Annotated in this window: 21 protein-coding genes; 13 read left to right on the forward strand and 8 right to left on the reverse strand. The window is 67.3% G+C overall.

All coding sequences use genetic code 11. From position 1 onward, the window contains the following. Positions 1-113: 113 nt before the first annotated feature. Positions 114-557: a GNAT family N-acetyltransferase gene (locus C507_RS0112850; protein WP_018700115.1), complete on the forward strand. Its 444-nt coding sequence runs from the start codon at positions 114-116 to the stop codon at positions 555-557. A 570-nt stretch (positions 558-1,127) separates the two neighbouring features. Here C507_RS0112850 and C507_RS0112855 read toward each other — a convergent pair. Next, on the reverse strand, positions 1,128-2,021 hold the full coding sequence (locus C507_RS0112855; RefSeq protein ID WP_018700116.1) for a polyprenyl synthetase family protein: 894 nt from the start codon (positions 2,019-2,021) through the stop codon (positions 1,128-1,130). 187 nt (positions 2,022-2,208) lie between these two features. Here C507_RS0112855 and C507_RS0112860 point away from each other — a divergent pair, with 187 nt between their 5' ends. The 4 genes from C507_RS0112860 (at position 2,209) to C507_RS0112875 (ending at position 4,149) form a co-directional block, all read left to right on the forward strand. After that, the gene (locus C507_RS0112860) at positions 2,209-2,919 is read left to right on the forward strand and encodes a transglycosylase domain-containing protein (protein ID WP_051089775.1); all 711 of its coding nucleotides are present in this window, start codon (positions 2,209-2,211) and stop codon (positions 2,917-2,919) included. Positions 2,920-3,115: 196 nt separating this feature from the next. Next, entirely contained in the window at positions 3,116-3,301 is a 186-nt protein-coding gene (gene rpmF / locus C507_RS0112865; RefSeq protein ID WP_018700118.1) for a 50S ribosomal protein L32, read from the forward strand. 154 nt (positions 3,302-3,455) lie between these two features. Beyond that, entirely contained in the window at positions 3,456-3,875 is a 420-nt protein-coding gene (locus C507_RS0112870) for a hypothetical protein (protein ID WP_018700119.1), read from the forward strand. 37 nt (positions 3,876-3,912) lie between these two features. After that, positions 3,913-4,149 carry an HP1242/YdcH family protein gene (locus tag C507_RS0112875; RefSeq protein ID WP_018700120.1) on the forward strand — a complete coding sequence of 79 codons (237 nt, stop codon included), beginning with the start codon at positions 3,913-3,915 and terminating at the stop codon, positions 4,147-4,149. A 232-nt stretch (positions 4,150-4,381) separates the two neighbouring features. Here C507_RS0112875 and C507_RS0112880 read toward each other — a convergent pair whose 3' ends face one another. Further along, positions 4,382-4,813: a GlcG/HbpS family heme-binding protein gene (locus C507_RS0112880; protein ID WP_018700121.1), complete on the reverse strand. Its 432-nt coding sequence runs from the start codon at positions 4,811-4,813 to the stop codon at positions 4,382-4,384. Positions 4,814-4,904: 91 nt separating this feature from the next. Next, entirely contained in the window at positions 4,905-5,594 is a 690-nt protein-coding gene (gene phaR, locus C507_RS0112885) for a polyhydroxyalkanoate synthesis repressor PhaR (protein ID WP_018700122.1), read from the reverse strand. Positions 5,595-5,896: 302 nt separating this feature from the next. Here phaR and C507_RS0112890 point away from each other — a divergent pair, with 302 nt between their 5' ends. Next, complete coding sequence (locus C507_RS0112890) at positions 5,897-7,078, forward strand: acetyl-CoA C-acetyltransferase (RefSeq protein WP_018700123.1); 1,182 nt, start codon at positions 5,897-5,899, stop codon at positions 7,076-7,078. Between the two features lie 83 nt (positions 7,079-7,161). Here the strand turns inward: C507_RS0112890 and C507_RS0112895 are convergent, their stop codons facing one another. Beyond that, positions 7,162-8,145, reverse strand: coding sequence for a nucleoside recognition domain-containing protein (locus tag C507_RS0112895; protein WP_018700124.1), 984 nt, complete (start codon positions 8,143-8,145; stop codon positions 7,162-7,164). Positions 8,146-8,294: 149 nt separating this feature from the next. On the opposite strand from C507_RS0112895, the gene C507_RS21265 reads away from it, so the two are divergent. Next, a complete protein-coding gene (locus tag C507_RS21265; RefSeq protein ID WP_018700125.1) occupies positions 8,295-8,789 on the forward strand; it encodes an Lrp/AsnC family transcriptional regulator in 495 nt (164 codons plus the stop codon). Positions 8,790-9,376: 587 nt separating this feature from the next. Further along, the gene (gene phbB / locus C507_RS0112905; protein WP_018700126.1) at positions 9,377-10,105 is read left to right on the forward strand and encodes an acetoacetyl-CoA reductase; all 729 of its coding nucleotides are present in this window, start codon (positions 9,377-9,379) and stop codon (positions 10,103-10,105) included. Between the two features lie 84 nt (positions 10,106-10,189). Here the strand turns inward: phbB and C507_RS0112910 are convergent, their stop codons facing one another. Next, positions 10,190-10,801, reverse strand: a complete 612-nt coding sequence (locus tag C507_RS0112910) for an NAD(P)-dependent oxidoreductase (RefSeq protein WP_018700127.1) — start codon at positions 10,799-10,801, stop codon at positions 10,190-10,192. A 135-nt stretch (positions 10,802-10,936) separates the two neighbouring features. On the opposite strand from C507_RS0112910, the gene C507_RS0112915 reads away from it, so the two are divergent. Both C507_RS0112915 and C507_RS22440 read left to right on the forward strand, forming a co-directional pair. Then, the gene (locus C507_RS0112915) at positions 10,937-11,296 is read left to right on the forward strand and encodes a winged helix-turn-helix transcriptional regulator (protein WP_018700128.1); all 360 of its coding nucleotides are present in this window, start codon (positions 10,937-10,939) and stop codon (positions 11,294-11,296) included. Positions 11,297-11,472: 176 nt separating this feature from the next. Beyond that, positions 11,473-12,414, forward strand: a complete 942-nt coding sequence (locus C507_RS22440; RefSeq protein ID WP_018700129.1) for a sensor domain-containing diguanylate cyclase — start codon at positions 11,473-11,475, stop codon at positions 12,412-12,414. A 20-nt stretch (positions 12,415-12,434) separates the two neighbouring features. On the opposite strand, the gene blaOXA is transcribed toward C507_RS22440, so the two are convergent. The 3 genes from blaOXA to C507_RS0112935 form a co-directional block, all read right to left on the reverse strand. Beyond that, positions 12,435-13,253 carry a class D beta-lactamase gene (blaOXA, locus tag C507_RS0112925; RefSeq protein WP_018700130.1) on the reverse strand — a complete coding sequence of 273 codons (819 nt, stop codon included), beginning with the start codon at positions 13,251-13,253 and terminating at the stop codon, positions 12,435-12,437. Positions 13,254-13,365: 112 nt separating this feature from the next. Continuing rightward, positions 13,366-14,226, reverse strand: coding sequence for an aromatic amino acid exporter YddG (yddG, locus tag C507_RS0112930; RefSeq protein ID WP_051089776.1), 861 nt, complete (start codon positions 14,224-14,226; stop codon positions 13,366-13,368). Between the two features lie 243 nt (positions 14,227-14,469). Further along, a complete protein-coding gene (locus C507_RS0112935) occupies positions 14,470-16,365 on the reverse strand; it encodes a PhoX family protein (protein WP_018700132.1) in 1,896 nt (631 codons plus the stop codon). Between the two features lie 286 nt (positions 16,366-16,651). On the opposite strand from C507_RS0112935, the gene C507_RS0112940 reads away from it, so the two are divergent. From C507_RS0112940 to C507_RS21275, 3 genes are all read left to right on the forward strand, one after another. After that, positions 16,652-18,658 carry a copper amine oxidase gene (locus tag C507_RS0112940; RefSeq protein WP_018700133.1) on the forward strand — a complete coding sequence of 669 codons (2,007 nt, stop codon included), beginning with the start codon at positions 16,652-16,654 and terminating at the stop codon, positions 18,656-18,658. A 145-nt stretch (positions 18,659-18,803) separates the two neighbouring features. Beyond that, the gene (locus C507_RS0112945; protein ID WP_018700134.1) at positions 18,804-19,973 is read left to right on the forward strand and encodes an AraC family transcriptional regulator; all 1,170 of its coding nucleotides are present in this window, start codon (positions 18,804-18,806) and stop codon (positions 19,971-19,973) included. Positions 19,974-20,038: 65 nt separating this feature from the next. Then, on the forward strand, positions 20,039-20,800 hold the full coding sequence (locus C507_RS21275) for a YrhK family protein (protein WP_018700135.1): 762 nt from the start codon (positions 20,039-20,041) through the stop codon (positions 20,798-20,800). The last annotated feature ends 68 nt before the right edge of the window (positions 20,801-20,868 follow it).

The raw sequence follows: 20,868 nt of genomic DNA on the forward strand, positions 1-20,868 counted from the left end.
GTCCGGCATGCGATTGGGACTGGCCATCGCCGGTCGTTCTGTGCAATCCGACTGGGCTCGAGTTTCGCATTCCCCACCGCGCCTTCCCGCGGCGGCCATCCGAGAGGCAACCCATGGACCTTCAGATCGGCGTTATCGGCCAGGAATCCGCTCACCAGCTTGCGCCGCTGGTCGCGGCCTATGCCCAGGAGATGCGACGCGGCGCGCCGCGCCGGCCGGACGAGTACTATGCCGAACTGCTGCTCGCCGATCAGACGGCGGAGCTTCTCGGCGCGAGCCTCGACGGGAAGCTGGTGGGCTTCGCCATCTTCTTCGACCTGCCGGAGACCATCAGCGGCCGCCGCGCCGGCCAGCTGGACGATCTCTACGTCTCGCCGGATGCCCGCGACCACGGCGTCGGCCGCAAGATGATCGAGGCGCTGGAGGAGATCGGCAAGACGCGGGAATGGGCACACCTGCGCTGGCTCGTTCCGGAAACCAACGCCGCCGCCATCGGCCTGTACGAGCGCGTCGCCAAGCCCGCCCCCTGGAAGAGCTTCGTCATCGAGATTTCGTAACGAGCAATCCCAGGCGAAGTGGGAACCGGTTCGCCGTCCGGGATTGCGACCAAAGAAACCCCTCACGCCGAATTCGCTTCGCTCACCGGCTCCGGGTGGGCGCCCTGACCGGGCGGCGCGCAGTCGCGCGCTGACCAAGCAATCCCGGGCGAAGTGGGTACCGGTTCGCCGTCCGGGATTGCGACCAAAGAAACCCCTCACGCCGAATTCGCTTCGCTCACCGGCTCCGGGTGGGTGCCCTGAGTTTGTTGCGTCGCGATCGCGGACGGAAAACCGCAAGAGCACTTTTCCTGCGCTCGCTCGGCGGCGGACCGTCGTCCGCTGGCGGGTGCTGTCCGGCGATGCCTCGTTTGGGTCACAGCGCCAGCCCCCTTCTCCGCTCCTTCCAGCGAAGGCTGGAATCCAGTTGCCGACTCCGCAATGGATGCCGCGGTGGAATGAGGCCCGTTGCCACCGGCAGCGCGCATTCACTTTCCCTCTCGGCCCGTTCCCCTCTGTATCCACCTTCCAGCCGTCGCTGGAAGGAGCGGAGGTTCAGTCGGGTCCGCGCACAGAAACCGCAGCGCCCCCCTACGCCGTCCGAACCGCCACGAAGCGCGCGGCATCCACCAGCACCGCCGCCGCCTCGCCGTAGGGGGCAAGCGTCTCGCCGGCCTCCACCACCAGCGCGTCGAGCCTCCGGCGGGCCCAGTCCTCGCCGTGGATCGACACCAGCGTGGCCTTGCCGCGTGCCGCATCCTTGCCGATCCGCTTGCCGACCTCCGCCTCGCTGCCAGTGACGTCGAGAAGGTCATCGGCGAGTTGGAAGGCCGCGCCGACGATAGCGCCGTATCGCTTGAGCCGCCCCCTGTCCGCCGCGTCCGCGCCGGAGACGATGGCCCCCATTTCGCAGGACGCGGCGATCAGTGCGCCCGTCTTGAGGGCCTGCAGCCGCATCACGTCGGCCTCGCCAAGCGCCTCGGCGGCCGTTTCCGCCTGCAGGTCCAACATCTGCCCGCCGACCATCCCCGCGCTGCCGGCGGCGCGGGCAAGACACAGCACCAGTTCGGCGCGCACCGCCGGGTCGGCATGGGTGCGCGGCGAGCCGAGGATCTCGAAGGCCACCGTCAGGAGCGCGTCGCCGGCGAGGATCGCGGTGGCCTCGTCGAAGGCCTTGTGGACGGTCGGCCGGCCCCGGCGCATGTCGTCGTCGTCCATGGCGGGCAGATCGTCGTGGACGAGGCTGTAGCAGTGCACGCATTCCAGCGCGGCCGCCGCAGCCCGCGCCGCCGCCGGATCTCCCCCCAGGAGCGCGGCCGATTCGATCGCCAGGAACGGACGGAACCGCTTGCCGCCGCCGAGTGCGGCATAGCGGACGGCCTCGGCGATGCGCTCCGGCCCGTCCTCAGCGGTCGGCAGCAGCGCGTCCAGGGTCTGTTCGGTGACCGTGGCGGCATCGGCCAGGCGGGTCTGGAACGCGGTCATGGACTTTCCTTCTGGCCTCGTCGCCGGAGCCGGCGCGCCGCATTGCCCGGAGCGCGGGACACGGGCTTCCTGTGCGGTCCGGGCGCGCGTGCGTCAAGGGCGGCGCGCGAACCATCGCCAGCCGCGCGAGTTGACGGGAGGGCCGCTTCCGGTCACATCGGGCGCAACCGAGGACTGGATCGCCACCGTGTCGGACACCAAGACATCCTCCCGCCGCCGCACCCGCCTGCTGCGCCGGATCGGCCTCGCCGTCCTGGTGGTGGCAGCGCTGCCCTTCGTCCTGTCCGTCCTCTATTCGGTGGTGAATCCGGTCTCCACGCTGATGCTGGGGCGCTGGCTGACCGGCCAGTCGGTGAGCCGCGCCTGGGTGCCGCTGGACGAGATCTCACCGCCGCTCATCCGCGCGGTCATGGTCTCCGAGGACGCGCGCTTCTGCATGCACTGGGGCGTGGACGTCGCCCAGTTCGCCGACGTCGTGAGCGGCTTTCTCGACGGCGAGGAGACCCGCGGCGCCAGCACCATCTCCATGCAAACGGCGAAGAATCTCTTCCTCTGGCCGGGCCGCTCCTATGTCCGAAAGGCGCTGGAGTTGCCCATTGCCCTGTGGCTCGACCTGATTCTCTCAAAGGACCGTGTTTTGGAGATCTATCTCAACATCGCCGAGTTCGCGCCGGGGGTGTTCGGCGTCGAGGCGGGGGCGCAGCACGCCTTCAACCAGCCGGCATCGGCGATCGGACCACGTGCTGCTGCGCTGATGGCCACCACCCTGCCCAACCCTGCCGCCCGCGATCCGGCCCGCCCTACAGCCAACCAGACCCGGCTGGCAACCCGTGTCAGCCGCGAGGTGGCCCGCTCCGATTGGGTGTTCTACTGTCTGGGCCCGCACGCCCGGCCGTGACCGCCGCCTGCGGGCCGCGTGGGAACCGTGTCGGCGGACGGACACGCGAATTTTCTTTGTGACGTCTTTGCAACTGGCGGCACAGTTTGTATATACACGCGCTCAATATCCAAAGTGCATGGACGGTTGCCAAACCCCAGCCCCGGTCTGGGGTGTCGGAGCTTCATGGTCCGCACTGTCCACGAAGGAGACGACAATGGCAGTTCCGAAGCGCAAGACCACGCGCATGAAGCGCGGCTTCCGCCGTTCGGCTGACGCCCTGGCCCAGCCGAGCTATATCGAGGACAAGGAGTCCGGCGAGCTGCGCCGTCCGCACCACATCGACCTCAAGACCGGCAAGTATCGCGGTCGCCAGGTGCTGGAGCCGAAGGGCGACGCCTGAGCGTCTCCCTTGCCGGTTCGCCTTCCGGTGATGAGCCCGGTCTCATCCCGTCGATCCCGCGCCGTCATGGCGCCGCGCTCCCTGGCATCGCCGATGCCGGGGCGTTTCGCGTTGACGCGCCTTGCCGCGTGACGGCAGCCGCCAGGAGGCCCGGATGATCTCCGCTATCCCGCTGACCATCGTTCCGCTGATCCTCTACAACGTGATCGCGTTCGTGTTCGCGGGCGGCGAAGCCACCTCGCCCATCTGGCAGAGCAGCCTGTTCACGCTCACCCTCGCCTCTGGCCAGCCGTGGACACCGACGCTCGCCGGGCTGATCCAGGTGGTCGCCGTCTGCCTGCTCGGCGCGGAGATCCTCAAGGGCGTGCGCTACCACAAGCGCTCGGTGCTCGACACTCTGGTCTCCACGGTGGTGATGATCGTCTACGTGGTGGAGTTCCTGGCCGTTTCCGCTGCCGCCACCTCGACCTTCTTCCTGCTGACGGTGATCGCCATCGTCGATGTCGCCGCCGGTGGCGCCATCTCGCTGGGCGCGACAAAGCGCGGCATGCCGGCCGACGGGGCCGATCACTAGATCAGGTCAGGACCCTGGAAGAGGAGCTGACGGATCCATGTCGAACACCCCGCACGAGCTGGCCGAGGAATTTCCCGAGCACGTCGATGCCATGCATCGCCTCAAGGCCGAGAATGCCCATTTCGCGAGGCTCTCCGACGAGTATCACGAGGTGAACCGGGCGGTGCATCGGGCGGAGACGGACGTGGAGCCCACCGACGACGCGCACATGGAAGAGCTGCGCAAGCGCCGGCTGGTCCTTAAGGACGAAATCTACGCCATCCTGACGGCCTAGGAGGCGATCCGGGCGCCGTTTCCGACGGCGGACCGGACGCCCGGCCGGTGCGCGTCCGCGCGCGCCGGATCGCGCGAAATCGCGCAAGACTGCGCAGGATCGCGCAACGCCCGCGCGGCCTGACCCGCGCACTCGTCACACGCCCCCTATCCTACTGATCCATTTGAGATAATCGGCCTGCGCAGCCGGATACCCGGGCCGCGCAGCCCGCCCCCGGCGCCTTGCGCAGGCGTCAGTCGACCTGCGCGGTGAACCCGGCCGCCTCGATGCCGGCGACGGCACAGGCCTCGTCGTTGTCGGAGGTGTCGCCGGAGATGCCCACGGCGCCGACCGTGCGGCCGTCCTGGGACTTGATCAGCACGCCGCCGGGGACCGGCACCATCTTGCCATCGGTGATGCCCGACAACGCCTGCACGAAGTGCGGCCGCTCCATCGCGGCGGCGTTCAGGAACCGGCTGCCGTGGCCCATGGCCAGCGCCCCGTAGGCCTTGCCCTCGGCAACATTGGTGCGGAGGATCGAGGAATTGTCCTGGCGCACCAGGGCGACGGGATGGCCGCCGGCGTCGAGCACCACCACACCCAGCGGCCGGAGCCCGAGCTCGGCGGCCTTTTCAAGCGCGGTGTCCACGATGGTACGGGCGTGAGCGAGGGTCAGTTCGGACATGATCGGCCTTCACGAGAATCGTCTGGATTGAGATACGCGATCCGGCAGCCCCGAACCCCGGGGCCGCCAGTCGGTCGGTTGGAACGGGGGCTCAGCCGCCGCCTTCGCCGGAACCGCCCTTGCCGCCGCCCTTGGAGCGACCGGTCTCGGGCTTGCCGCCGGCCGCCGCCATGCCGAAGCCGGCCAGCGCGTTGAGCGTTTTCTGCATTTCCGCCATCTGACGCTTCATCGCATCGAGTTCGGCATTGCCTGCGCGGTCCTGCTTCGCGGCCTCGCCGTCGGGCTGTGCGGCGCGGGCCGCCTGCTCCTCCGGCTGCCCTTGCTCACCGGCAGCGCCGAACGGCATGAACATGCGCATGGCCTGTTCGAACATCTGGGTGTTGCGCCGGACCTGCTCGTCGAGACTGTCGAACGGGCTCACGCCGAAACTCGACGCCATCTGATCGCGGAACTTCTCCTGTTCGCGAACGAACGATTGCAGGGAATATTCCAGGAAGGACGGCACGACGTTCTGCATGGAATCGCCGTAGAAGCCGATGAGCTGCCTGAGGAAGGCGATCGGCAGCAGGTTCTGCCCCTTGCTCTCCTGCTCGAAGATGATCTGCGTCAGCACCGAACGGGTGATGTCGTCGCCGCTCTTGGCATCGAAGACGATGAAATCCTCCTCGGCCTTCACCATTTCGGCGAGGTCCTCGAGGGTCACGTAGGTACTGGTGCCGGTGTTGTAGAGCCGCCTGTTGGCGTACTTCTTGATGACGGTCGGCTCGTCTGTCTTCGCCATGAGTGCGTCGACCCTCCCTATGCGCGCGTCGCAGTCCGACAGTGCGGATTGCGCCTGCCGGCTACGATAGGGGTTCGTTTGCCGCGATGCCACAATCCATTTTTCGCACCGCATATTCGGGCGTGTCGTCCCGGACGGCAGCGACGGCAACGGGCGTTGACAGCATCCCGCCGGCAGGTCTCTATCGGCCGGCAAGAACCACACGTGGTTAGCACACCGTCGTCTTGCCCATATATGAGGACGAAAGCGCCGCATCCCCTGCGGCCTGACAGTTCGTCCCATCCAACACTCGGAGGTCTCCGATGAGCCAGGACCAGATCGTCATCGCCAGCGCGGCCCGCACGCCGGTCGGCGCCTTCAATGGATCGTTCGCCACAACGCCCGCCGCCGAACTCGGCAAGGTTGCGATTGCCGGTGCCATCGAGCGCGCCGGCATCTCCGCCGACGAGGTCGACGAGGTGATCATGGGTCAGGTCCTGACCGCGGCCCAGGGCATGAACCCCGCCCGCCAGGCCGCCATGGCCGCCGGCGTACCGAAGGAAAAGACCGCCTGGACCCTGAACCAGGTTTGCGGCTCCGGCCTGCGCACGGTCTGCATCGGCATGCAGCAGATTCTCACCGGCGACGCCGACATCATCGTGGCTGGCGGCCAGGAGAACATGTCGCTGTCGCCGCACGCCGCGCACCTGCGCGCCGGCCACAAGATGGGCGACGTCTCCTTCATCGACACGATGATCAAGGACGGCCTGTGGGACGTCTTCAACGGCTACCACATGGGTGGAACCGCCGAGAACGTCGCCAACCAGTGGCAGATCACCCGCGAGATGCAGGACGACTTCGCCGTCGCCTCGCAGAACAAGGCCGAGGCCGCCCAGAAGGCCGGCAAGTTCAAGGACGAGATCGTTCCGGTCGCCGTCAAGGAGCGCAAGGGCGAAAAGATCGTCGAGGATGACGAGTACATCCGCCACGGCGCCTCCCTCGACAGCGTCGCCAAGCTCCGCCCGGCCTTCGCCAAGGAGGGCTCGGTGACCGCCGGCAACGCGTCCGGCATCAACGATGGCGGTTCCGCCGTTGTGCTGATGACCGCCGCCAATGCCGCCGAGCGCGGCATCGAGCCGCTGGCCCGCATCGTCTCCTGGGCCACCGCCGGCGTCGACCCGTCGATCATGGGCACCGGGCCGATCCCGGCCTCGCGCAAGGCGCTGGAAAAGGCCGGCTGGAAGCCGGAGGATCTCGACCTGGTGGAAGCCAACGAGGCCTTCGCCGCCCAGGCCTGTGCCGTCAACAAGGACATGGGCTGGGACACCTCGATCGTGAACGTGAACGGCGGCGCCATCGCCATCGGTCACCCGATCGGCGCCTCCGGCAACCGCGTGCTCGTCACGCTGCTGCACGAGATGAAGCGCCGTGGCGCCAAGAAGGGCCTCGCCACGCTGTGCATCGGCGGCGGCATGGGCGTTGCCATGTGCGTCGAGCGCGACTGAAACGCCTTCGCCTGACGGACTGACACAGGCCGCGCCGGTTTGCCCGACGCGGCCTTTTTCTTGGCTGCCGATCCCAGCCCGCGTCAGGCGCGGGCCGGCCATCCGTGGCCGTCGTCTGCGCGAAACAGCCAGCGGCTGAAGGCGCGGTCGGAGACGCCGGCAAGCACCGTGGCGACGATAGCCGTGGCGACGATCGCGAAGGCCAGGCGGCCGACCAGGACGCTGGTGAAGTCCGCCCCAACCGCCATGACCACGAGCGTGTCTTCCACGAGGCCGTGGGCGAACCCCATGAACACGCAGGCGAGGAACACCTGCCGCGGCGCGATCCCCCCGGATCTCGCCTCGGCAATCAGCAGGCCGCCGCCAAAGGCGAGGCCGAGCACCAGGCCGACGGCGGTGAAGTGGGTCGCCTCAGGAGCCAGGCCCGCCAGGCGGAAGAGCGGTGCGAGCGCCCGATTGACCCAGGCCATGGCCCCGAGCAGCCGCAGGATCTCCACCCCCCAGGAGAGGCCGATCAGGATTGCGAGCATCAGGAGCATGCCCCAGCCGAGATCGACCAGGAAACTGGTCCAGCCCGCCGTGTCCTCGACCGGGACCCAGGCCGGATCGATGGGGTCGGCAAACCAGCCCGTGGTTGTGAAGACGGCGTGCAGAACGGCGGCGTAGGCAAGACCGCCCGCGATTCTGAGCAACGTGGTGACGGTAAAGGACGGCCCTGCCCGCGCAACGATCCGCTGTTCCACCGGAAGCGCATGAATGAACAGGAGCATGGTGGAAAAGATCGTGACGTCGGCGGTGGTGATGGACCCGACCGGCACGAGCGTGAAGACGACGGCAAGGCCGCCCCAGATGCCGACCAGCGCGCCTGTGAGCAGGCCGAGCGCATACTCCGGTGGCAGGCCGTAGAGGCTCATGAGGGGCGCGAGAACTGGGGCCACGAGGTCGATCGCGCCAATCTCGGACAGGAAGCGAGTCGCGATGGAGATCGGAACGATGATCCGCACCAGCATCCAGTAGATGCGAAGCATCTCGGCGGTACGGCGGACGGCGTAGTCGAGGCGGGTCATGGGGTCTTTCCCTCGCGGCAACCACCCATGGCTAACCCGAACCGGTTCGCAGTTTTGGTCAAAATGCGCGCCCTTGTGCAATAATATTGCAGGGCAGCCGTCCCGTTGGGGCGCCTGCCATACGGCATCGCGGCAAGGAGCGCAGCCCCATGGACCGGATCGACAGGACGCTCCTGACGCTGCTGCAGCGCGACGCCTCGCGCACCAACGCCGCGCTTGCAGACGAGGTCGGGCTCTCACCGTCGAGCTGCCTGAGACGGATCCGCCGACTGCGCGCCAGCGGGATCATCAACCGCGTGGTCGCGATCCTCAACCCTTCGCGGGCCGGGCGTTCGCTGCGAACCATCGTGACGGTGGAGCTGAAGGAACACGGCGAACAGCAGATGCGCCGCTTCCTCACCCTGGCCGCACAGGAAGAGGCGGTGACCCAGGCCTTCGCCGTGACCGGTTCCGTAGACGTCGTGCTGGTGATGCGGCTTGCCGACATGGAGGAGTTCGACGCGCTGTGCGAACGCCTGTTTCGCGAACGCACGAATGTGGTCCGGTTCTCCACCCTCGTGGTGATCCGCACCGCGAAGGACGAGACGGCCATTCCGCTGGAGGGGACCATTTCCGGCCCGGCACACAGGGCCAGGACCCGCTGACCCGAAAATCCGCTACCACCGCCGACGCTTTGATCTAACTCCTTTACGCCACGGCTGGATCGGCTACGGTCTCGCAGAGGTTGTTCGGAGAAATGCTGGCGGATGTACCCGCCGGAACCTCCTCCGACCGGCTCGCAATATGCCGACGGCGGAAAACCGCCGCGGACACAGGGAGGAATAGCTGGAGACGCCGCGCCGGTCCGTTCACTGGGCCGCCGGATGGAGGTGCCTGCGACGACGGTGCGAGGGCTTGAGGCTGCGGGTGACGCCCGCAAACGCCTCGCGTGGATCGGGAGGGAGCGCGGCGCGACGAGCCGGCCGCCCGGAACCACTGCCCTGAAACTGTCGCCGAATCATGAAGTTAAGGCAGCTCCGCCCGGAAATTCGGCATTGGATTGTCACGGAGTTGGGCTAGATCGGGCGTGGCTGACACGCACGGCTCCGCACTCCGCGCCATCCGCCGCCAGAACCAGGCGGCACGACCGGATCGTTGCGTTTCCTGACTGCACAGCCGTCTGCGGCGCACAGCCGGAGACACCGTCACGCCCCGTCCGGGGCGGACATCATTGTCGAAAGAGGGAGGCAACATGAGCAAGGTCGCACTCGTCACCGGAGGAACCCGCGGCATCGGCGCCGCCATTTCAAAGGGGCTCAAGGAGGCGGGCTTCACCGTCGCGGCCAACTTCGCCGGAAACGTGGAGAAGGCGGAAGCCTTCAAGGCGGAGACCGGCATCGAGGTCTTCAAGTTCGACGTGGGCGACCACGAGGCCGCGGCTGCCGGCATTGCCGAGATCGAGGCGGCGCTCGGGCCGGTGGAAGTGCTCGTGAACAACGCCGGCATCACCCGCGACGCCACGCTCCACAAGATGAGCTGGGAGCAGTGGAAGGATGTCATCGACACCAACCTCAACTCCATGTTCTGCATGACCCGCCCGGTCATCAACGGCATGCGCGACCGGGGTTTCGGCCGCATCATCAACATCTCGTCGATCAACGGCCAGAAGGGCCAGATGGGCCAGGCGAACTACTCCGCCGCCAAGGCGGGCGTGATCGGTTTCACCAAGGCGATCGCTCAGGAGAATGCCCGCAAGGGCATCACCGTAAACGCCATCTGCCCGGGCTACATCGACACCGACATGGTCGCCGCCGTGCCGGAGAAGGTGCTGGAAAGCATCATCGGCCAGATTCCGGTGGGCCGGCTCGGCAAGGCCGAGGAGATCGCCTCCATCGTCGCGTTCCTCGCCTCCGACGCCGCCGCCTTTATGACCGGCTCGGTGGTGACCGCGAACGGCGGCCAGTACATCGCCAACGGCTAGGCGGGTCCATTCGCCCGTTGGCCGATTGCAGCCATGCCTCGCTGCGCCCCGATCGGGGCGCAGCTTTGCGTTCCGGACCTCGGCTCAGTAGCCCACCGTGAAGCGCTGGCGGACATGCGCCGGGCGCTCGATCTCGTCGACCAGCGCGACGGCATAATCCTCGAAGGAAATCGACGACCCCTCTTCCGTCGCAAGAAGCCGGTCCTTGCCGAGCCGGAAGCTGCCGGTGCGCTCGCCTGGCACGAACATCGCGGAGGGTGACAGGAAGGTCCACTCCAGATCGTCCGCCCCCTTCAGGCGGTCGAGGAAGGCGATCCCCGCCGCAGCCTCACCCCGATAGATTTCGGGAAAGTCCGGCTGGTCGATGAGCCGCGCGCCGGGCGCGACCTCCAGGCTGCCGGCACCGCCGACGATCAGGTAGCGCTTCACCCCGGACGCGCGGACCGCGTCGATCAGGAGCTGTGCGTCGCTCGCCAGGAAGTGAACCGAGCTCACCACGGCGTCGTGACCGGCGAGCAGCGTAGCAAGGCTTTCTTTGTCGTGAACGTCGCCGGCCTTTGCCATGACGCCAGGAAGCGCGGCGATGCGGTCGGGGTTGCGGGCAATCGCCGTGATCGCGTGGCCGCGATCGCTGAGTTCCCTGAGAATGCGCGAGCCGGCATTGCCGGAGGCTCCGATGAGCGCGATGGTCGCCATGTCCTGTTTCCTGGTCTAGGATTGATACCTGGTCTAAAAGATAGACCTACCTAGGAGCGGTGCTGCATTGGCTGCAAGACGTCCCGCGATCGGGACAAGGTCAGCGCGCAGTGACCTTTTGAGAAAGGCTGGACAATGAGCGGCGCGATTCATGTCGATTTCAGCCAGCCCTGCCCCATCCGGGACGTGCTCGACCGGATCGGCGACCAGTGGAGCCTGCTGGTTCTCGTCTCGCTGGCACCGCGCACCAAGCGGTTCAACGAGCTGCTGCGCGAAATCGGAGACATCTCCAAGCAGATGCTGGCGCGCACGCTGCGGCGGCTCGAGCAGGACGGTTTCGTGGAGCGCACGGTCTATCCGGAGGTGCCGCCGCGCGTGGAATACACGCTGACCGAGCTCGGCCGCTCGTTGCTGGAGCCGATCGGCGGATTGGTGCGCTGGGCGGACACGCATCATCTCGCCATCGCCGAGGCGAGGAAGCGGCATTCCGGCTAACGCCTGGCTTCGACGGGCCTACGGGAACAATCGGCCCCGGCGCCGGTTTGCAATGCATCAGCCTCCACCAACGCGAATACGCGCCTGCCGTTAAGCCGGATGACGCCGCCTGACCGACACTCCTCAACGCGCGGAGCCAGTCCTGCCGCGCACGCGCAAGTCGAAGGGACAGACGGGTGATCCAGACTGCCGTTGACCAGGGCGTCGCGATCGACCGCCACGTCGCGGATGCCGTGCCATTCGAGCTCGTCATTTTCGATTCATCGGGACAGATCCGGTGGGCGAATGCGGCCTGGGACAGGCTCACCGAGCACCGCGTCTTCTCCGACGCAACGCCGTCGGTGCTGACCAACTATTTCGATGCCTTCTATTCCGTGACCCACGGCCGCGCCGGCCAGCAGGAGTTTTCCCGGATCGTCGATTTCGTCCGCCTGACGGACGAGCGGGTGGCGATGAACTACCAGATCCGCATCCGCGGCGGGCGCTGGTTTCACGTCCACCTGCAAAGCCTCACCATCGACGGCGAGCCGCTGCTTCTCGCCACCCATGTGGACATTTCCGACCAGAAGCAGCGGGAAGACTTCATCCGTCAGCTGGCGGATGTCGACGGGCTGACCAACCTCACCAACCGCCGCGGCCTGGATGCCTTCCTCACCAACGAGTTCAACCGCGCGCAGCGTATCGGCCACCCGGTTTCGCTGCTGCTGATCGACGTCGATCACTTCAAGACCTACAATGACCGGTACGGGCATCTGGCCGGCGACGACGCCCTGCGCGCGCTGGCCCGCGCCCTCAACCGGTTCGGCCGGCGGCCGACCGACCTCGTGGCCCGCTATGGCGGCGAGGAGTTCGCCATCGTGCTGGGGGACACGGACCGCAAGGGCGCGCTGACGATGGCGCGACGCGTTCACCGGGCGGTCGCCAAACTCCACCTGCCCTTCCCGGAAGGCCCTGATGGGCGGATCAGCGTCAGCGTCGGCGCCGCCACCATCTATCCGGATCGATCAAGCCGTCCCGACGGACTGATCGCGCTGGCGGACACCGCGCTCTACACGGCGAAAACGGAGGGGCGCGACCGCGTGGTCGCCGCCAGTGAAGGCCGCCAAACGCCCCGCTGACACCATACCGCGGACCGGGTTCAGAACCCGGCGGCGAGGCCGGGCCAGTCGGCGATGAACGCGTCGCGGGCGCGCAGGCCGGGCGAGACCGAATGCCGGGTCTCATCGCGGATCAGACGCGCGAAGACGTAGATCTCGCCGTTCTTCTCCGCCCAGCCCGCATACCAGCCCCAGCCGCGTGCCCGGTCGAAGCCGCCGCCGGCGAGGCGCGGGAATGCGCCGCCGGTCTTGCCGTGGATGGTCCACCCATCACCGCCGCCGCGCGTCTCCACGATGGTCCGCGTCAGGGTCATGGCGCGCTGCGAGACGGGCAGCGTGCCGGTGACGAGGCCACGGAGGAACCGCACCTGCTCGCGCGGAGACACCTGAAGCGACGAGGCGATCCAGGATCGATCGAGGCCGTTGTCCTTGCCCGGATCACCGGAGAAATCGGCGTTGCCGTAGCCGAACGCCCGGGCGTAGCGGGCGAGACGCTCCGTGCCGAGATGATGGGTGATCTGCTGCGAATACCAGACGACGGAGTATTTGAGCCAGCGTGTCGGATCGGCCGGCTCCTTCCAGGCGTCCAGCCAGTCGACATAGCCGTCCCTGAACGGCAGCACCGGATCGTGCGGCCCCTTCAAGTAGCCGGCATCGAAGCCCATCACGGCGAGCGGCAGCTTGAAGGTGGATGCCGGGGTGACACGGCCGGCGCAGTCGCCCTCCTCCAGAACGGTCCGGCCGCTGGCGGCCTCGACGACGAGGGTACAGAGCGTTTTCGCAACTACCGGGGCAGGCGCAAGCCCGGCCATAATCACCAATGCCAGGGCCAGAAGTGCCGAACGTGCGATCCGTTGCATGGTCCACCCGCGTTTCGCTCTGTGATCGCCTCAGCCGTGACGGGGAATCCGGGCCGGGATGGGGCGATCCCGCGCTGCCCGCTGAAGCGTGTCCGTCATGGTAAACCGCCGGTTAACGGGTCCGGGGCGCGGGTTCCGCAACCTTCCTGCCGCGCCGGAAGATCATTTCCTGGGCCGCGACGACGGCACCGACCGTGATGAGAATGCAGGCGGCAGCGACGGGCCAGGTGAAGGCGCCGTAGCCGAAGGCAATCAGAAGCAGCGTGGAGAGGAGCGGCGCCAGGTAGGCGGCGGCCCCGAGCACCTGGATGTTGCCGCGCTTGAGGCCGTAGTCCCAGGTGAAGAAGGCAGCGCCCACGGGAAACGCGCCGAGCGCCAGGACCGCAGCCCACTGCCCCGGCGTGGCCGGCCAGACGGTTTCCTCCAGCGCCAGATGGCACAATGCCGACAGCACCGCGGTGGCGAGGCAGAAGCCGGCGACGGCATCCGTAGGGACCGAGCCGAACCGACGCGAAATCACCGAGTAGCTCGACCAGGTGAGTGCGGAGAGGATCGCAACGCCGTAGCCGAAGGCGTAGCGCGGATCGAGATCGAGCCCCTGCCCGCGCGTTACCAGGAGCGCCGCGCCGACCAGGCCGAGCCCGGCACCGGCGAGATGGAACCAGCGCAGCCGCTCACCGGGCAGGAGCCCGGAGAACAGCACGATCAGGAGCGGCCAGAGATAGTTGATCAGGTTGGCCTCGACCGGCGGCGCGTTCCTGAGCGAGGTGAAATAGAGGAAGTGAAAGCCGAACAGCCCGAGCACGCCCACGAGCCACGGCGCCAGCGGTTGGCGGAGCGCCTTGAACGAGCCGGAGCGCAGCCGCACGACGATCAGCGCCAGCGTGCCGGAGAAGGCAAAGCAGAGCGCGTTCATCAGGAACGGCGGCACGGCGCCCGACGCGGCCGTGAACAGGCCGAGCGTCGCCCACATCAGGACGGCGGTGAGACCGATGAGGGTGGCGGCGACCGAGGCCCGGGACGAGGAAGAAGTCTGTGACACGACGTGAATCGATTCCGGAAGTGATCTGGCCGGTCACAGGTAGAGGAGAAGCCGGGCCTGCGAAAGCTGGGCGGATGGGCGGACCCGTCCGGGCCTCCCGGGGCCAAACGGAAAGAGGCGCGCCCCGCAGGAACGCGCCTCCCGTCGTCAACGGGCTCGGAGCCCGACCCGGCCTCAGCCGAGATAGGCGTTGTCGTCGCGCTTGATCACGATGATCGAGGAGCGCGGCAGCTTGCCCTCCCCGTCCGGGAACGGCGCGCCCGGATGCTGAATGCCAACGAACATCGACCGGCGGTCGGCCGACCAGCACAGGCCGGTGACTTCCGAGCCGTTCGGACCGGTGAGGAAGCGCTCGATGCGGCCCGTGACCGGGTCGCCGGCGAGCATCTGGTTGTTGCCCTGGCCGGCGAAGTCGCCCTCGTTGGAATCGTCGCCGTCGGTCTGGATCCAGACCAGGCCCGAGGAGTCGATCACCATGCCGTCCGGAGAGTTGAAGAGATTGCCCTCGTTGATGTTCTCCGAGCCGGCGTAGGCATCGTCATGGACGGTCGGGTTGCCCGCCATCACGTAGAGGTCCCACTGGAACGCATCGGCAGCGTGGTTGCCGCCGTCCGGACGCCAGCGGACGATCTGGCCGTAGTTGTTGGCCTCGCGCGGGTTTGGGCCGCCAACCGGCTGTTCGTCGCCACCGGCGTTGGTCTTGAGCCCACGATTCTTGTTGTTGGTGAGGGCGCAGTAGGCTTCCGCCGCAACCGGGCTCACGGCCACCCATTCGGGACGGTCCATGGTGGTGGCCCCGACCTTGGAGGCGGCGATGCGCGAGAAGATCGCAATCTCCGGCTCCGACATGTCGGTGGCGTCCGGGGTCAGCGCGACCCATTCGCCGGTCATGTCGTCATTGAACTTCGCGACGTAGAGCTGCCCCTCGTCGAGCAGCGTGGAGGTGTCCCCGCCAGGCACATAGACGTCGCGGGAAACGAACTTGTAGAGAAACTCGCCCCGCTCGTCGTCGCCAAGATAGACCACCACGCGGCCGTCCGGCGCGACGGTGACGGCTGCATTCTCGTGCTTGATGCGGCCGAGAGCGGTGCGCTTCACCGGCACGCTCTCCGGATCGGACGGATCGATCTCGACGATCCAGCCGGCGCGGTGCGGCTCGTTCGGGGTCTTCGACGTGTCGAAGCGCTCGTCGAACTTGTGGTACTCGTAATCCCAGCCGTCCTTCGACAGGCCGTAGCGCTCGTATCCAGCGGCCACCTGCTCCGGCTGCTCGACTTCCTCGGTGGCGCCGAAGTAGCCGTTGAAGTTTTCCTCGCAGGTCAGATAGGTGCCCCACGGCGTCTTGCCGGCGCCGCAGTTGTTGAAGGTGCCGAGGCTCTCGGTACCGGTCGGATCGGCGTCCGTCTTCATCAGGTCGTGGCCGGCTGCGGGACCGGAGATCTTCATCGGCGTGTTGTGGGTGATGCGCCGGTTCAGCGGGCTGTCCTTGACGATAGACCAGCCATCCGGACCTTCGGCGACTTCCATCACCGTCACGCCCTGCAAATTCTGCAGCTTGCGGACGTCCTCGGCGTTCTGCGGAATGCCCTCGGGAGCGTTCGGCAGGTTGATGTCGTTGTTGGTGTATTCGTGATTGACGGCGATCACCTGCTTGCCGTCGACAACGAAGAATTCCATGCCGTCGGTGTTCTCACCGAAGATCTTGTCGGCGTCGTCGGCGCTGCCGGCGGTCTCCTGGTCCAGGTCGGGAACGCCGGAGAAGAGCGGATCGCCCCAGCTCGCCAGCACCTTCCAGGTGTAGCCTTCAGGCACGTGCACGGTGCCGTCGGTGGCGATCGGGATCGGCTTGAACGCGAAGCGGTCGCTCTGCTGGGCCAGCGCCGGAATCGCGTCGAGCAGTCCGGCGCTCATCACGGCCGCGCCGGAACCGAACGCCAGCGCACCACTGAGGAAGCCGCGCCGCGAAATGGCGCGCTCGACAACGCGGTCGAAGTCGTTCTCTTTCGGGCGCGGAAAATTGATCTCATCCCAATCGTCGGCGGAAAGCCGGGTATGCGTCTTGTCGGACATGGTCGATCTCGATGGCTGCGTGTGGGGGGCCGCTCCGGTCGCGGATCGCGAAACCAGATCCGAAATCTTCTAGTTTCAATCTTGCACAGCTTGATGACGGTTCGAATGCGTCCAGAATGCAGCATCAAGCCTATGTTTTCCTTCTCTTTTTTGAGCCGCCAGACCAGTCAGGGCCGCGCGTCGTGGTGGCCGGAAATGCACAATCCGTCCCGCGCAGATTGCATAGGCTTTCGGGATGGATCCGGGCTCGACCCCGTGGTCCGCAAGACAAAGGGGAACAGACATCATGCAGACCATCATTCGAGGCGCGGTCCTCGGGGGAAGCCTTGCCGCGATCGCGGCGGCGGCCCCCGGCGTGTCCGCGCACCCGCTCGACGGGCTGAGCGAAGCGGAGATCACCGAGGCTGTAACGATCCTCAAGGAAAGCGGCGAGGCCGGCGACGGCACGCTGTTTCCCTACATCTCGCTGAAGGAGCCGGCGAAGGACGTGGTGCTCGGCTGGTCGGACGGCGATCCGGAGCCACGCGCGGTTACCGTCCACTTCAAGACCCCCGATGGCGCGTTCATCGCCGAGGTGGACCTGGTCGGCGACAGCGTGACCTCGGTGGAGCCCGCCCCCGGCGAGACCATGATCCTGCTGGCGGAATTCCTCGAGGCCATGAACCTCGCCGTTTCCGCCCCGGCCTTCGTGGAAGGGCTGGAGAAGCGCGGCCTCACACCGGACGACGTGTTCTGCCTGCCGCTGACTGCAGGCGCCTTCGGCTTGCCGGAAGAGGAAGGCCGGCGCCTGATGAAGGTGCCGTGCTACGTCCTGCCAGAGAGCTCCAACTTCTACGCCAAGCCCATCGAAGGGCTCTATGCCGTCATCGACCTCAATGCCGACGAGGTGGTCGAGGTGTTCGACACCGGCGCCGTGCCGGTACCGGAGGACGGCTGGGGCTATACCGAGGACGAGGTCGCACAGCGCACTGAACTGCGGCCGGAGATGAACCCGGCCGGCCTATCCCAGACCGGCGACGCCAATTTCACCATCGAGAACGGGCTCATCAACTGGGACATCTGGCGCTTGCGCGTGCGGGTCGACAAGCGGCCGGGCGTCGTCATCTCCAATGTCGAGGTGAAGGACGAGGACGCCTGGCGCGAGGTGCTCTACCAGGCGCATCTGTCGGAGGTGTTCGTGCCCTACATGGACCCGGATGCCGGCTGGTACTGGCGCACCTACATGGACAGCGGCGAGTATGGCTTCGGCATCTTCCTGAGCCCGCTGCGCCCGGGTGTCGATTGCCCGGACTATGCGAGCTTCCTGCCGGCCGTCGTGCACACCGATGAGGGCGAGCCGCTGTCGATCCCCGGCGCCATCTGCGTGTTCGAACGCAGCATCGGCGACCCGGCCTGGCGGCATTTCGAGATCTTCGCCCAGTCGGAGGAGCAGTTCGTTCCTGCGGAGGGGCGCCCGGCCACCCAGCTGGTGGTGCGGTCTGCCTCGGAGGTCGGGAACTATGACTATCTGGTCGACTACGTCTTCCACCAGGATGGCCGCATCGACGTGATGGTCGGCTCCACCGGCCTCGACGCGGTGAAGGGCGCGGCGATCACCTCCATGAACGACGAGGGCGCAGCGGAAGCGACCCGCTACGGCACGCTCATCGCCCCGAACCTGATCGCGCCGAACCACGACCACTTCTTCAACTTCAAGCTCGACTTCGACATCGACGGGCAGGACAACACCTTCATGCGCACCGGGCTGGTGAAGGCGGAGGTGCCGGACGACCTGCCGCGCCGGACGATGTGGGTGACGGAGACGACGCCTGCGAAGACGGAGATGGAGGGCCGCTACAAGGTGAACCCGGCGACGCCGGCCATGTATCACGTGATGAACATGGGCGCGGAGGGGCCACTCGGCCACAAGCCCGGCTACATGATCGTGCCCAACAACTCGGTCGCCTACGGGCCCTACGACTACGAAAACGACCCGCCGATGAAGCGCAACGCCTTCATCGAGTACACGATCTGGAACACGCCCTACGCTCCGGACGAGCGCTATGCCGGCGGCGAGTTCGCGTTCCAAAGCGACGGCTCCGACACGTTGGCGACCTGGGTCGACCAGGACCGACCCATTGCCAACACCGACATCGTCACCTGGTACACGATGGGCTTCCACCACGTGCCGCACACCGAAGACTGGCCGGTGATGTCGACCATGTGGAAGGGCTTCATGCTGCGGCCGTTCAACTACTTCGCCTACAACCCGGCGCTCAGCATCCGCGCGCCGGCCGACGAGAGCCAGCAATAGGCTTGCACGCCGGGGCGGAGAGATCCGCCCCGGTTTCCTCCGTCGTTGCCCGGCGCCCCTCTCACCGCCCGATGATTGACATTCCCCGACGGCGCAGCGACGCTTTCCGCTGGCTCTGGGGCGGACAGGCGGGAGGCGCACGGCCATGGGAGCGGTGATCGTCGACGGGCCGACCATCTCCGGCGAGCCCCTGCCGCTGATCGCCGAGGCGTTCGGCGCCAGCCGGATCGACGCCGGCCGTGCCTTCGCCGCCTGCGGCCTGGGCGACGCCGCCCCTGCCGCGCCGCATCCCGATCCGATCCCCCTCAGCCAGTTTGCCAGGCTGATGCAGTGCGCCGGGAACGCGGACGACGACGAACCGCGCCTGTGGCTGAGCGGGCGCGCGATCGCCGCCCCGTCCCTCACCCATCTGTTTCCCGCGGCCGGGGCCGAACGTCGCCTGGGCACGCTGCTCTCCCGCCTCATCGCCGAGCTGGACGCGCTGCAGCACGGATCCGATTTCCGCCTGTGCGTGGAGGGCGATCTCTGCACCCTGACCTACCGGATCGTCGATCCGCGCATCTGGCCGCGCTCGCGCGACGCGGAGTTCACACTCGGCTTCTTCGACGGGATCGTCAGGCACGCGGCGGGAGCGCACGATTTTCTCGAAGCGGTGACCTTCGAGCACCGCCGTGACGCGCGCGCGGACGTGGACCGGCTCACGCACGTGCCGGCGATCTTCGAGGAGCCGGTCAACCTGATCGCGTTTTCCGCCGGCCTGCTCGACCGGTGTGTGGGAGATGGAAGCGCGCGGTGCACGCAAGAGTGTCCCGGCATCCCCGAGATCGCCAGCGGTCCGGGCGCCTCACGCGAGGCTCCCGCGGCACGCGCCGGTGCGACCTCGCCGCTCGCCGGATCGCGCCCGCCCGCAACCGATGCGGCAGACTCGGGCAGAGCCGACGTCTCGCACGACGACCACCAACAGGGCGAATCCGCTGAACCGGACATCGCCACCGCGCTTTACCGCAGGCTCGGTTGGGGACCGTTCAGCGAAGCCGACATCGCGCGCGATTGCGGGCTGTCCGAACGCTCGCTGCGCCGGCGCCTCATGCGCGAGGGGGCGTCGTTCCGGTCGCTCACCGAGGCGGCGCGCATCGATTATGCCGAATGGGCGCTGACGGCGACGGACCTTCCCCTGGCCGAAATCGCCTTCCGGGCCGGCTATATCAGCCAGAGCGCCTTTTCCCGGGCCTTCCGCCGCCGGACGGGCGTGGCACCGAGCGAGCGGCGCAAGCACAGGCCGTCGCCGGTCGCCTCGCCGGCCACCATGCAGTAGGCTCGGCGCACTCCGGGCAAGATCCGGTCCCGCCGGGCAGCGACAGTTTCGGGATCCAGCCTTCCATGCCGCATCTCTTCGTGAACCGGCCGCGCCTGCACGACCTCGTTGGCGACGATCCGGATCAGAAAAAGCACTTCCGCTGGGAGACCATCAACGCCATCGCCTACGAGCTGGGCGGGCTGGTCTTCATCGCCGGAAGCATCTGCTTCTTCCCTTCCCTGTCGGAATGGGCAAACGCCGGCGCCTGGATCTTCTTCGCGGGCTCGATCCTCTACCTGGTGGTTACCGGCCACGACATGGGTGAGGTGCTGCGCGCGGCGCGCGAGCGAGAGGGACCGCCCGACCTCTGGGACCGGTTCGAATTCGTGGCGGCGTTCAGCTATCTGGCAGGAACGCTGCTGTTCGTCGTCGGCAGCGTGTTCTTCCTGTCCTATGTGGGCCTCTTCACCGCCGGCGCCTGGTGCTTCATCGTCGGCAGCCTGCTGTTCGTCGTCGGCGCGACGATCAACGTCCTGCAGATCGTCCAGGCGGACGACCTCGTCACCCTGCAGATGATGAACCTGACGGCGCTGACCTTCGTGGTCGGCTCGGTGCTCTTCGCGGTCGCCTCCATTCCCTATCTCTGGAACTTCGACAACGCGGCCGACGACCGGATCCTCGATGCATTCCTGGCCGCCCAGTACCTGGTCGGCAGCGTGCTGTTCTTCGCGGGCGGCCTGATCAACTATCGTCGCGCCTACCGGGTCGTCGCCCGGGCCGTCGGCTCGCCCACCCCCTACCCGGCCGAACCGATCCCGCCGACAGGGACCGGCCCGCGGGGCTGACGTCGGAAGCCCGCGCGCAGCGGCGACTGCCTGCACGAAAAAAGCAGCGGACGATCGCTCGCCCGCCG

The organism is Amorphus coralli DSM 19760 (genome assembly GCF_000374525.1).
GTDB lineage: Bacteria > Pseudomonadota > Alphaproteobacteria > Rhizobiales > Amorphaceae > Amorphus > Amorphus coralli.